Consider the following 12,006-nt stretch of genomic DNA (forward strand, 5'->3'; position numbering starts at 1 on the left):
ACGCATCATCGCGCAGGAACGGCCACCGGCTGGCGCTGGCGCAGAAGCAGCCAGCCGAACAGCGGCGCGGTGATGTACATCACCACCGAATAGATGGCCGCCGGCAGCGCGAGCGGAAAGCTGCCGAGCACGCTCACCGCGATGAAGATGGCCAGCGTGGAATTGTGGATGCCGATCTCGTAGCTGATGGCCGTAGCCAGCGGCTTGTCCAGGCCCGCGGCGCGGCTCAGGTAGTAGCCCGCGAGCAGGCTCAGCAGGTTGAACAGCAGCACCGGCAGTCCGATCTCGGAGAAGGTCGCCGTGATGGTCTTCCATTCGTTCGCAATGGCCAGCACCGTCACCACCGCAAGTACTGCGGCGCTGAAGATCTTGGTCGGCTTTTCCATGCGCGCGGCAAAGCCGGGCCTGCGCGAGGCCACGAACATGCCGATGGCCACCGGTACCAGCACGATCGCGATCACCTCCACCAGCTTGCGCGTCTGCAGCGGCACCACCTGGCCGCCTTGCGCGAAATGCCCGATGGCCCAGTTCGCGATGAGCGGCAGCGTGACGATCGACAGCAGCGTGTTCACGGCCGTGAGCGAGATGTTCATGGCCACGTTGCCGCCGAACAGGTGCGAGAACAGGTTGGCCGAGATGCCGCCCGGCGAGGCCGCAAGCAGCATGAGGCCGACCGCGAACACCGGCGAAAGCCCGAAGCCCACGATGATCGCGTAGCACGCGAGCGGCAGTCCGACGACCTGCAGCACGAGCGCGATGGTGACCGCCTTGGGGTGCTTGAAGAGCCGCCGGAAGTCGTCCAGCGAAAGCGACAGCCCGAGTCCGAACATCACCAGCGCCAGTGCGCCGAACAGGAAGCGGGTCACGATGAGCGTAGCGTCCATGGCTTGCTGTCTCCTCTTTCTGGTTCTTCTGAAAAAATGGCTGCCGGCACCCGTCGCGCAGGCGCTGGCAGCCGTGGAAATCGGGATCGGTGCTTGCTTATTGCTTGTAGCTGTCGTCGATGCGGTCGAGCTTGCGGATCAGCGAAGGCCAGACGAACTGCCCGCCCAGGCCGCCGGTCTGCACCTTCATCGCCTGGCCCACGCCCTCGACGATCTTGGGGTTCACCTGCGTGAGCTCGCTGCCGCCCGATTGCGCGGCGATCTGGATCTGGCAGGTGTTCTCGAAGGTGTACATCGAAAGGAAGGCGTCGGCAATGGTCTTGCCGCAAGTCAGCAGGCCATGGTTGCGCAGCATCAGGAAATTGGCGTTGCCCATGTCGGCCTGCAGGCGCGGCTTCTCGTCGTCGCGGAAGGCCACGCCTTCGTAGTCGTGGTAGGCGAGCGAGGCCAGCACGAAGGTCGACTGCTGGCTGATGGGCAGCACGCCGTTCTTCTGCGCGCTCACCGCGATGCCGGCCCTGGTGTGGGTGTGCAGCACGCACTGGATGTCTTCGCGCGCCGCATGCACCGCGCTGTGGATCACGAAGCCGGCCGGGTTCACGGGATAGGGCGACTCGATGATCTTGTTGCACTGCTGGTCGACCTTGACCAGGCTCGACGCGGTGATCTCGTCGAACATCAGGCCGTAGGGATTGATCAGGAAGTGGTGCTCGGGCCCGGGGATGCGCGCGCTGATGTGCGTGAAGACGAGGTCGCTCCAGCCGTAGAGCGCCACCAGGCGATAGCAGGCGGCAAGGTCGACGCGCAGCTGCCACTCCTCGGCGGAGACGAGCTTCTGGATTTCGGACTGGGTGTTTGCGTTCATGGTGGGTTGGTTCCTTGTGGGGGTCAGGCCGCGGCCGGTTCCTTCATGGCCGCCTTGTAGATGCTCTGCTTCGGCTGCGCCATCAGGCGCTGCAGCATGGGTTCGAATTCGCCGATGGGCAGCGTCTCGGCGCGGGGATCGAAGGCCGGGTTGTCGTAGAGCGCGCAGAACTCGGCCGTGCGCTCGTAGTGCGGATGGTCCTTGAAGCCGTCGCGCATGTCGCGGTCCAGGCCGATGTGATGGAAGAAGTAGTGGCCCTGGAAGATGCCGTGGTGCTGCACCATCCAGTGGTTGGCCTCGCTCACGAAGGGCTTGAGGATGGCCGCGGCAATGTCCGGATGGTTGAAGCTGCCGAGCGTGTCGCCGATGTCGTGCAGGAGCGCGCACACCACGTATTCCTCGTCGCGGCCGTCGCGCAGCGCGCGCGTGGCGGTCTGCAGCGAATGGGTGTAGCGGTCGACCGGAAAGCCGCCGTAGTCGCCTTCGAGGATCTGCAGGTGCCTGATCACGCGCGCGGGCAGGCCGCCCGCGAACTGCCTGAACTCGCCGCCGATCAGTTGCCAGTCTTCGCGCGTGCTCTCCTGCATGCTCCTGAAACCTGCCCGTTCGCTCATCGTGTTGTCTCCGTGTTCCTGGGGGAGCGGCCACTGTAGACCCGGGCTTGACGTTCAACTGTCAAGAATTTGACAATGCAAGGCTCTGGTAAACCCCCGCATGCCGCCTTCCAAACCGCGTCTTTCCCCTGCGCACCGCGCCGCGATGGAGCGCAACCCATGGTTCACCAGCATGCCGCGCGCGCAGCGCGAAGCACTGCTGGGCGCGGGCGAACTCATTCACGTGCGCCGCGGCGCGATGGTGTTCCGCCAGGGCGATCCGATCCATGCGGCGGGCGGCGGCTTCTATGGCCTCCTGGCCGGCACGATCAAGATCTCGTCGCTGCGGCAGGACGGGCGCGAGGCCATTCTTGCGGTGCTCGAACCCGGCAACTGGTTCGGCGAGATCACGCTGATCGACGGCTCGCCGCGCACGCACGACGCCACCGCGCTGGAGGCGCTCGACCTGCTGGTGGTGCCGCCCGCGGCCTTTGCCCAGCAGATGCGCGACGTGGTCTTTGCCAATGCGATGGCCGCCATGCTGGCCGCGCGCGTGCGCATGCTCTACGGCCTGACCGAAGACGCCACGCTGCGCAGCCTGCGCGCGCGCGTGGCGCACCGGCTGCTGGTGCTGGCGCGCGGCGACGCCACGCAGTCGGTGCTGCTGCGCCGCACGCTGATGCTGCCGCAGGAGGCGCTGGCAATGATGCTCGGCGTCACGCGCCAGACGCTCTCGAAGGAGCTCAATGCGCTGGCGGGCGAGGGCGTGCTCGCGCTGGGCTACGGGCGCATCGAGCTCAGGTCGCTCGACGCGCTGCAGGCGCTGGTGAGCACCGGGTAGCGCCTCAGCGCAGCACGCGCCCGTCGGCCGAGATGCTGATCAGGTCGATGGTGCGCGAGGCATCGCGCAGGCCCGGGCGCAGGTTGACGCGGAAGCCGCCCACGTCGTAGTCGGTCATGGCGGTCATCACGCGCTGCAGGCTCGCGGTGGTGAAGCCGCGGCCCGCGCGGCGCACCGCTTCGCCCGCCACCTTGACCGCAATGAAGCCTTCGAGGCCTTCGTACGAGGGCGTCTGGTCGGAGTTGTCGACCGCGGCGCGGTACTCCTTGACGATCGGGATGGCCGAGGGCCGCGGCGACGGCACCACCTGCGAGATCACGATGCCGCCGATGTCCTTGCCCAGTTCGGCATAGAGCGGGTCGATGCCCACGATCGAGAAGGCCATGAAGCTGCCGCTGTAGCCGCTCTTGCGCAGCTTGCGGATCGCGTTGGCCGTGGTGCCCGAGAGCGACACCAGCACGATGGCCTGCGGCGTCTGCTGCAGCACCGTCTTGAGCGCCGCGTCGAGCTTGTCGGCGCCGCCGGCCGGCACCATCGCCGAGGCCACCAGCGCGGGCAGCTTCAGCTCGGTGATGGCCTGCTGGACGGCGGCCAGGCCGGCGCGGCCCATGGCGTCGTCGTCGCCCACCAGCGCGATGCGCGTCTGGCCCACGGTGGCGCACTGGCGCACGATCTTCAGCGCCTCGTCGATCATGCCGGGGCGCACGTGGAACACGTGGGGATGGCTGGCCTCGCGCAGCGCGTCGGCGGCGGCAAAGGGCGCGAACAGCAGGCTGCCCTGCTGCGCGGCCACGTTGGCGCCGGCGTCGCTGCTGGCGGTGCCCACGAAGCCGAACAGCATGTCGGCCTTGTCGGTGCCGAGCAGGGTGCGCGCGTTGGCGGCGGCCCGGCCCGCGTCGTAGCCGTCGTCGAGCTGCAGCAGCTTGAGCTGCAGGCCGCTCGCGGCATTGCGCTCGTTGAAATCGGCCACCGCGAGCCGGCTGCCGGCCGCGAAGGCCAGCCCGATCTCGCCGGCCGCGCCCGTCAGCGGCACCGACTGGCCCAGCAGGACCACCCGCGCGCCCGCCGCCCGGCTCGATGATTGCGAAAGCGCCGGCAGATGAACGCCGCCGCCCAGCAGCAGCGCTGCGCCAGCCTTGCCCAGCCATTCCCTGCGAGAACTGTCCATGGCTCACCTTTTTTAACAGTAGTAAAAAAGTGTAGCAAGTTCGATGCCCATGGGAAAGGCCGCGGCGAGAGAGGCCGCGCCGCCGGCGTGCCGCAGGAGCGGCTTCAGGCCCGCCGGAACACCAGGTCCCAGACGCCGTGGCCCAGCTTGATGCCGCGGTTCTCGAACTTGGTGAGCGGCCGGTATTCCGGCTTGGGCGCGTAGCCTTCGGCCGTGTTGCGCAGCAACGGTTCGGCGGACAGCACCTCGAGCATCTGCTCGGCGTAGGGCTGCCAGTCGGTGGCGCAATGGATGTAGCCGCCCGGCTGCAGGTGCTCGGCGAGCTTTTTCACGAACTCGGGCTGGATCAGGCGGCGCTTGTTGTGGCGCTTCTTGTGCCAGGGGTCGGGAAAGAACACATGCACGCCCGCCAGCGAGCCGGGCTGCAGCATGTGGTCGAGCACATCGACCGCATCGTGCGCGCAGATGCGGATGTTGGTGATCGACTGCTCGCCGATGCGCTTGAGCAGTGCGCCCACGCCGGGCTCGTGCACTTCGCAGCACAGGAAGTTGGTCTCGGGCAGCACGGTGGCGATGTGCGCGGTGGCCTCGCCCATGCCAAAGCCGATCTCGAGCACGGTCGGCGCGGCGCGGCCGCCGAAGGCCGCCACGAGGTCGAGCGGCTCGGGCTTGTAGGGGATGAGGAACAGCGGCCCCAGCTCGGCAAAGGCGCGCGCCTGGCCGTCGGTGGTGCGGCCCGCGCGCTTCACGAAGCTCTTGAGGCGGCGGTGCAGCGGATGCGGCTTGTTGCTGTTGTCGTCGGCCGCGTCGTCGTTGCTGGGCGGGGAATCGTGGGGCACGGTGTCGGGAAAGGTCATTACGGCCGCGAATTGTAGAGATCGCGCCATTCGGGCACCCAGCCGGCCAAGGCCGGCGCGCAGGAAGCGGCCGCGCTGGCGCGCAGCCCGAGCACGCGCGCGGCCGCGTCGAGGGCCGCCAGGGCGGCCTCGGGCGTGGCGGTGTCGATGGCGGTGGCGCCGTTCTGCTTGGAGAGCTTGTCTCCGTCGGCGCCGCGCACCAGCGGCGTGTGCAGGTAGCTGGGCGTGGGCAGGCCGAGCGCGCGCTGCAGCAGGATCTGGCGCGCGGTGTTGTCGGCCAGGTCTTCGCCGCGCACGACGTCGGTCACGCCCTGTTCCGCGTCGTCGACCACCACCGCGAGCTGGTAGGCCCACGGGCCATCGGCGCGGCGCAGCACGAAGTCGCCGACCTCGCGGCCGACATCCTGGCATTGGCGGCCGAGGCGGCGGTCGGTCCAGCAGAGTTCGCCGGAGGCCAGTGCCGGCTGGGCGGATTCGAACTTCTCGGTGGCAAAGCGCCAGGCGCGTGCGGGCTTGCCGTGCAGCCCGCCCCGGCAGGTGCCGGGGTAGACCCGCTCGCCATGGCGCGTGTGCGGCCGGCCGAGCCGTGCGAGGGCCTCGTCGATGTCCTTGCGCGAGCAGCCGCAGGGGTAGGCAAGGCCGAGGGCCTGCAGCCTTGCCAGCGCGGCTTCATAGCGCGCGGTGCGCTGCGTCTGCCACACCGGTGCTTCGTCGGGCAGCAGGCCGCAGTCGGCCAGCTGCTGGAGGATGTGCTCGCCCATGCCGGGCAGGCAGCGTTCGGTGTCGGCGTCCTCGATGCGGACCAGCCAGCGCGCCTTGGGGCCGCGCGCGCGCACGTCGAGCCAGCTTGCGAGCGCAGCCACCAGCGAGCCGGCATGCAGCGGGCCGGTGGGCGAGGGCGCGAAACGGCCGGTCTCCCGCATCCGCGGATCAGATCACTGCGAGCGCCAGCGAAAGGCCCGAGAGGAACGCGTCCTCGACCCGATGGCCGATGCACCAGTCGCCGGCCACGCCGATGCGTGCCTTGGCGTCCCACAGGTGGCTCTTGCCCACTGGAACCTGGGTCTGGGCTTCGGGCCAGCAGCGCGCCCGGGCGTGCGTGGGCGCGGCATGGATGCCGGTGATCTCGGCGAAGGCGCGCAGCAGCTTGGCCTCGACGCGCGCGGCGTCGTCGCGCAGGTGCTCCTGCGACCAGGCGGCGCTGGCCTGCAGCGTCCAGCGCTCGACGCGTTCGCGGCCGGGCTTGGACGACTCGCGCGCGAGCCATGCCACGCGGTGGTGGGTGCTGCGCGCCGCGTTCCATTGCGGGCCGAGGTGCGACATGTTGGCCTGGTTGGCCTGCGGGAAGGCGATCATCAGGGTCCAGCAGGGCGCGATGCGCACCGGCTCGATCTTCTGGCTGATGGCGGCCGAGAGCTTGCCGTCGCCCAGCAGCGCGCGCGTGCGCGAGGGCGGCACGGCCAGCAGCACGGCGTCGAAGCCCGAGTACACGTGCTGCGAATCGTCTTCACCGGCGGTGCGCAGCTGCCAGCGCTTGGCGTCGAGCGCATCGGGTTCGATCTGCGTGACCTGCGTGTCGGCCACGAGGCTGTCGCCCAGCGGCGCGGCCCAGTGGGCCACCAGGGCGTCCATGCCCGGCTGCGCCACCCAGTGCGATTCGCGCCCGGGCAATGCGGCCTCTGCCACGCGGCCGTGCGCATCGAGCACGCGCACGAGGTTGGCGCTCCAGGGGCGGCAGAGGCTGGGCGTGGCTTCCAGCGCCAGCGCAAAGCGCGGATCGCGCACGGTGAAGTACTGCGCGCCGCTGTCGAAGCGACCGAAGGCGGTGTCGACGCTCGCCATGCGCCCGCCGGGTGCGGCCTCGCGTTCGAACACCGTCACCTTGTGGCCGGCCTGCACCAGCGTCCGGGCGCAGGCCACGCCGGCAATGCCGGCGCCGACGACGGCGTAGTGGCGGGGAGCGGCGGGGGTTCGGTGGCGGTCGGCCGCCTTTGCAGTTGCGCGAGTGGTCATGAGGGACTCTTTTCTTGTGTACGGAGACGGATGGATGTGTCCGGACTCTACAACGGTCTGCAAAGGGGCCGCCGCGCGGTCGCAAGGCGATGGCTTTCAACGCCCCCGATGCCGCTCCAGCAGCGCCCGCCGCGTGGCCTCGTGCTCGAACTGCGCGAGCCACCATTCGAGCGCGCGGCCCGGTCCGCCCGCGCTGCGCACGCGCCAGGCGCAGTGCATGGTGGCCAGCGGCGGCTGGCGTTCGGTCTTGCGCTCGACCAGGTGGCCGGCCTCGATGTAGGGCCGCGCCATCGGCTCGGGCAGGAAGCCGCCGCCCAGTCCGTGCAGCTGCGCGTTCAGCTTGGCCTGCATGCTCGGCACCGTGAGCACGTCCTGTCCGCCGACCAGGTTGACCGTCATGCTCGGCCCGCTGCGCACCGAGTCGGCCGCTGCCACCGCGCGATGCTGGCGCAGCACCGCATCGGTCAATGGCTCGGGCAGGCGCGCGAGCGGATGGTGCGGCGCCACCGCATAGACAAAACACAGCTCGCCGATCGGCCGGCTGCGGATGCCGGTGGCGGTGAAGGCCAGGCTCGCCGCGTCGAGCACCGCGCCGATGGCCAGGTCGGCCTCGCCGCTGGTCAGCGCCTCGATGGTGCCGAGCAGGGTCTCGTCGCGCAGCTTGAGCCGCGTGGGCGGATCGAGCGCGAAGAAGGCGGTGGCCAGGTCGAGCAGCGGGTCGCGCGCGATCACGCTGTCGACCGCGATGGTGAGCATCGGCTCCCAGCCGGTGGCCACGCGCTTGACGCGGTTGGCCACCGCGTCGATCTCGCCCAGCAGCCGCGCCGCCTCGCGCAGCAGTTCGGCGCCGGCCTCGGTGATGCGGGCCTGGCGTGCACTGCGGTCGAACAGCAGCACGTCGAGCGCGTCCTCGATCTGGCGCACGCGGTAGCTGAGCGCGCTGGGCACGAGGTTGAGCGCGCGCGCCGCGCCGGCAAAGCTGCCGGTGGCGGCCACGGTCTGCAGCATGGCGAGCGCGTCGGGGGTCAGTACGTCTCTGGCGCTGGGCATGGCGGTTCCTTCGATCGAGTGATCGATTGATCAAAAAATTTGAATGATGCCATCAAAATCAGGCGCTTTTATCGATGGGGTGCGGACCTAAAGTTCTTCACATCCGCTGCGCATCCGGCGCGGCATACGAAGAAGGCCCGAGCATCCCCACGGGACAGGGCCGAAGGAGTTTGACGATGTTGCAAGTCCGTAAATCACAGGAACGCGGTTATGCCGACCATGGCTGGCTGCGCTCGTTCCACAGCTTTTCCTTTGCTGGCTACTACGACCCGGCCCACATGGGTTTCGGCAACCTGCGGGTGATCAACGAAGACCGCGTGGCCGCGGGCGCCGGCTTCGGCACTCATGGCCACAAGGACATGGAGATCATCAGCTACGTGCTCTCGGGCGAACTGGCGCACAAGGACAGCATGGGCAACGTGGAATCCATTCCGCCGGGCGACGTGCAGCGCATGAGCGCGGGCCGCGGCGTGATGCACAGCGAGTTCAACCACAAGGCCGACGAGACCACGCATTTCCTGCAGATCTGGATCGAGCCGAACGTGCGCGGCATTGCGCCGGGCTACGAGCAGAAGAAGTTCAGCGACGCCGAAAAGCGCGGCAAGCTGCGCCTGGTGGCCTCGCCCGACGGTAGCGACGGCTCGGTGACGGTGCATGCCGATGCGCGCCTGTTCGCAGGCCTGCTCGACGGCGACGAGAAGGCCAGCCTGGCGCTGGACCCCCAGCGCAAGAGCTACGTGCACCTGGTGCGCGGCGAGCTCGAGGTCAATGGCCAGAAGCTCGCGGGCGGCGACGCCGCGATGCTCGAAGGCGAATCGCAGCTCACGCTCGGCGCCGGCAAGGATGCCGAAGTGCTGGTGTTCGACCTGGCGGCATGATCCCTGGCCGGGCGCATGCCGCCCGGCTTTTTTTACTTGAATTTCAACAACCCGAGGAGTTTTCAACCATGGCAACCACAACCACCACCACCCCCAATGCAGCCCAGGACACGCTGGCGCTGGTCGGCCGCATCCTGATCGCGTACCTGTTCATCCCGGCCGGCATCGGCAAGCTCATGGGCTTTGCGGGCACCGTGGGCTACATCAACTCGGTGGGCCTGCCGCTGCCGGAAGTGGGCGCCGCGATCGCCATCCTGGTCGAACTCGTCCTCGGCATCGCGCTGCTGGTGGGCTTCAAGACCCGCTGGACCGCCATTGCGATGGCGATCTTCACCGTGGCCGCCGCGCTGTTCTTCCACAAGTACTGGGCCGTGCCCGATGCGATGAAGATGATGCAGCAGATCAACTTCAACAAGAACATCGCGATCGCCGGCGGCCTGCTCGCCTTCGCCGCCTTCGGCCCCGGCCGCTTCAGCATCGACAAGCGCTGATTCCATAACCCGAACAAAGGAGTTCCTGAGCATGGCAAACATCGTCGTCGTCTTCCATTCCGGCTACGGCCACACCCAGCGCGTGGCGCAAGCCGTGGCCGATGGCGCGGACGCGCAGCTGCTCGCCATCGATGCCGATGGCAACCTGCCCGAAGGCGGCTGGGAGACGCTGGCCGCGGCCGACGCGATCATCTTCGGCTCGCCGACCTACATGGGCGGCGTGAGCTGGCAGTTCAAGAAATTCGCCGATGCCTCGTCCAAGGTCTGGTTCACGCAAGGCTGGAAGGACAAGCTCTTCGCGGGCTTCACCAACAGCGCCACCATGAACGGCGACAAGGTCGCGACCATCGCCTACCTGTGGACGCTTGCGATGCAGCACAGCGGCCTCTGGGTCAGCATGGGCATCCTGCCGACCAACAACAAGGCGGCCACGCGCGATTCGATGAACTACGTGGGCGGCTACGGCGGCCTGCTGACGCAGTCGCCTTCGGATGCGAGCCCGGCCGAGATGTTCAAGGGCGACTTCGACACTGCAAGGGCATTCGGCGAGCGTATTGCCGCAGTGGCAAGATCACGCGGATAAACCCAGCCACCAAGGAGCCCCCGATGACCGATACCGCCGCACAGACCCAATTGCTTCAACCACACGACAAGGACCTGGGCGGCGGCTTCAAGGTGCGGCGCCTGCTGCCCGCGGCGCAGCGCCGCTCGGTGGGCCCGTTCGTGTTCTTCGACCACTTCGGCCCGGCCACCGAGCAGCCCGGCACCCAGCACGATGTGCGGCCGCATCCGCACATCGGCCTGTCCACGGTCACCTATCTTTTCGAGGGCGCGATGATGCATCGCGACAGCTTGGGCAGCGTGCAGGAGATCCTGCCCGGCGCCATCAACTGGATGACCGCGGGGCGCGGCATCGTGCACTCCGAGCGCAAGCCCGAACGACTCAAGGCCGACACCTACGTGAACCACGGGCTGCAGCTCTGGGCTGCCTTGCCGCAGGCGCATGAAGAAACCGAGCCGAGCTTCGAGCACACGCCGGCCAGTGCGATTCCCGAAGTGGTGGAGCAGGGCGTGGCGGTGCGCGTGCTGGTGGGCGAGGCCTTCGGCCAGCGCTCGCCAGTCAAGGCACTGTCGCAGACGATCTACCTCGACATCGCATTGCCAGCGGGCGGCCGCTTCGAGCTGCCCGCGCTGGCACCCGAACTGGCGGTCTATGCCGTCGATGCCGATGCGAGCGTCAATGGCGAATCGATCCCCGCGCACACGATGGCGGTTCTGCCCGACGGCCAGGGCGCGGTGCTGGCTTGCGACACCGCCGCGCGCCTGATGGTGATCGGCGGCGAGCCGCTCGACGGCCCGCGCTACATCACCTGGAATTTCGTCTCGAGCCGGCGCGAACGGATCCTCGAAGCGGGCTCCGACTGGGCTGCGCAGCGCATGGGGCATGTGCCCGGCGAGACCGAATTCATTCCGCTGCCCGGCAAGCCCTTTGGTGTGCGTGAGCCCGACGTGGGCACGACGCCGGTCTGACTCCCAGAGCGCGTGGCCGGCAACCCGCCGGCTATTTCTTCAGGCCGCTACTCAGGTCGATGTCTTCCGACGCACGCGCGCTGGCATCGGCCGCACGCGCGCTCAGGTCGGGCGCCAGCGCGCGCCGGCCGTCGAACACGAAGCAGTCGCCGTGGTAGTGCGCGCCGCCGACCTCTTCGAAATATTTCAGGATGCCGCCTTCGAGCTGCAGCACGTTCTCGATGCCTTCTTCGCGCATCAGGATCGCGGCCTTCTCGCAGCGGATGCCGCCGGTGCAGAAGCTCACCACCGTCTTGCCCGCGAAATCGGCGCGGTGCGCCTTGAGCGCGGGCGGGAATTCGGTGAACTTGGTGATGCGCCAGTCGATTGCGCCGTCGAAGCTGCCTTCGTCGACCTCGAAGTCGTTGCGCGTGTCGAGCAGCGCGATTTCCCGGCCTCCGTCGTCGTGGCCCTGGTCGAGCCAGCGCTTGAGCGTGGGCGCGTCCACGCCCGGCGCACGGCCTGCTGCCGGCTGGATGGCCGGGTGGTCCATGCGGATGATCTCGCGCTTGAGCTTCACCAGCATGCGGCGGAAGGGCTGCGCGGCCGACCAGCTTTCCTTGGTTTCGAGGTCGGCGAAGCGCGCATCGGCGCGCAGGCTGGCAACGAAGCTGCGCACGGCATCGGGCAGCCCCGCCAGGAACAGGTTGATGCCTTCCGGCGCCAGCAGGATGGTGCCCATGAGGCCCAGGGCCTGGGCGCGCTCGCGCAGGTCTTCGCGCAGCACGGGGCTGTCGTCGATGGCCACGAACTTGTAGGCCGCAATATTCAAAATCTCTTGCACGGGCCGAGATTGT

Annotated in this window: 14 protein-coding genes; 5 read left to right on the forward strand and 9 right to left on the reverse strand. The window is 68.4% G+C overall.

The window, feature by feature from the left end; all coding sequences use genetic code 11:
• Positions 1-5 precede the first annotated feature (5 nt).
• From EJO66_RS06560 to EJO66_RS06570, 3 genes are all read right to left on the reverse strand, one after another.
• Positions 6-884: a bile acid:sodium symporter family protein gene (locus tag EJO66_RS06560; protein ID WP_124958101.1), complete on the reverse strand. Its 879-nt coding sequence runs from the start codon at positions 882-884 to the stop codon at positions 6-8.
• A 97-nt stretch (positions 885-981) separates the two neighbouring features.
• Positions 982-1,749: a class II aldolase/adducin family protein gene (locus EJO66_RS06565; RefSeq protein ID WP_124958100.1), complete on the reverse strand. Its 768-nt coding sequence runs from the start codon at positions 1,747-1,749 to the stop codon at positions 982-984.
• 23 nt (positions 1,750-1,772) lie between these two features.
• A complete protein-coding gene (locus tag EJO66_RS06570) occupies positions 1,773-2,363 on the reverse strand; it encodes an HD domain-containing protein (protein WP_124958099.1) in 591 nt (196 codons plus the stop codon).
• Positions 2,364-2,463: 100 nt separating this feature from the next.
• Between EJO66_RS06570 and EJO66_RS06575 the strand changes: the two genes are divergently transcribed.
• Positions 2,464-3,183: a Crp/Fnr family transcriptional regulator gene (locus EJO66_RS06575; protein WP_124958098.1), complete on the forward strand. Its 720-nt coding sequence runs from the start codon at positions 2,464-2,466 to the stop codon at positions 3,181-3,183.
• A 4-nt stretch (positions 3,184-3,187) separates the two neighbouring features.
• Here EJO66_RS06575 and EJO66_RS06580 read toward each other — a convergent pair whose 3' ends face one another.
• The 5 genes from EJO66_RS06580 to EJO66_RS06600 all read right to left on the reverse strand — a co-directional run bounded on the left by EJO66_RS06580 (position 3,188) and on the right by EJO66_RS06600 (position 8,271).
• Complete coding sequence (locus tag EJO66_RS06580; protein ID WP_124958097.1) at positions 3,188-4,351, reverse strand: ABC transporter substrate-binding protein; 1,164 nt, start codon at positions 4,349-4,351, stop codon at positions 3,188-3,190.
• A 104-nt stretch (positions 4,352-4,455) separates the two neighbouring features.
• The gene (gene trmB, locus EJO66_RS06585; protein ID WP_124958096.1) at positions 4,456-5,208 is read right to left on the reverse strand and encodes a tRNA (guanosine(46)-N7)-methyltransferase TrmB; all 753 of its coding nucleotides are present in this window, start codon (positions 5,206-5,208) and stop codon (positions 4,456-4,458) included.
• Positions 5,208-6,131 (reverse strand): tRNA glutamyl-Q(34) synthetase GluQRS, encoded by a 924-nt coding sequence (gluQRS, locus tag EJO66_RS06590; protein WP_124958095.1) that lies wholly within the window; start codon positions 6,129-6,131, stop codon positions 5,208-5,210. The genes trmB and gluQRS overlap by 1 nt, the downstream gene beginning before the upstream one ends.
• 7 nt (positions 6,132-6,138) lie before the next feature.
• Positions 6,139-7,221 (reverse strand): NAD(P)/FAD-dependent oxidoreductase, encoded by a 1,083-nt coding sequence (locus EJO66_RS06595; RefSeq protein WP_124958094.1) that lies wholly within the window; start codon positions 7,219-7,221, stop codon positions 6,139-6,141.
• A 96-nt stretch (positions 7,222-7,317) separates the two neighbouring features.
• The gene (locus tag EJO66_RS06600; RefSeq protein WP_124958093.1) at positions 7,318-8,271 is read right to left on the reverse strand and encodes a LysR family transcriptional regulator; all 954 of its coding nucleotides are present in this window, start codon (positions 8,269-8,271) and stop codon (positions 7,318-7,320) included.
• A gap of 176 nt (positions 8,272-8,447) precedes the next feature.
• On the opposite strand from EJO66_RS06600, the gene EJO66_RS06605 reads away from it, so the two are divergent.
• The 4 genes from EJO66_RS06605 to EJO66_RS06620 all read left to right on the forward strand — a co-directional run bounded on the left by EJO66_RS06605 (position 8,448) and on the right by EJO66_RS06620 (position 11,170).
• Complete coding sequence (locus EJO66_RS06605; protein ID WP_125964785.1) at positions 8,448-9,149, forward strand: pirin family protein; 702 nt, start codon at positions 8,448-8,450, stop codon at positions 9,147-9,149.
• Positions 9,150-9,217: 68 nt separating this feature from the next.
• Complete coding sequence (locus tag EJO66_RS06610) at positions 9,218-9,640, forward strand: DoxX family protein (RefSeq protein WP_124958091.1); 423 nt, start codon at positions 9,218-9,220, stop codon at positions 9,638-9,640.
• 31 nt (positions 9,641-9,671) lie between these two features.
• Positions 9,672-10,223 carry a flavodoxin family protein gene (locus EJO66_RS06615; RefSeq protein ID WP_124958090.1) on the forward strand — a complete coding sequence of 184 codons (552 nt, stop codon included), beginning with the start codon at positions 9,672-9,674 and terminating at the stop codon, positions 10,221-10,223.
• Between the two features lie 23 nt (positions 10,224-10,246).
• Positions 10,247-11,170: a pirin family protein gene (locus EJO66_RS06620; RefSeq protein ID WP_124958089.1), complete on the forward strand. Its 924-nt coding sequence runs from the start codon at positions 10,247-10,249 to the stop codon at positions 11,168-11,170.
• Between the two features lie 31 nt (positions 11,171-11,201).
• Here the strand turns inward: EJO66_RS06620 and EJO66_RS06625 are convergent, their stop codons facing one another.
• On the reverse strand, positions 11,202-11,993 hold the full coding sequence (locus tag EJO66_RS06625; protein WP_124958088.1) for a sulfurtransferase: 792 nt from the start codon (positions 11,991-11,993) through the stop codon (positions 11,202-11,204).
• Between the last annotated feature and the right edge of the window lie 13 nt (positions 11,994-12,006).

Source organism: Variovorax beijingensis (genome assembly GCF_003951285.1).
In the GTDB taxonomy this organism is placed as follows: Bacteria; Pseudomonadota; Gammaproteobacteria; order Burkholderiales; family Burkholderiaceae_C; genus Variovorax; species Variovorax beijingensis.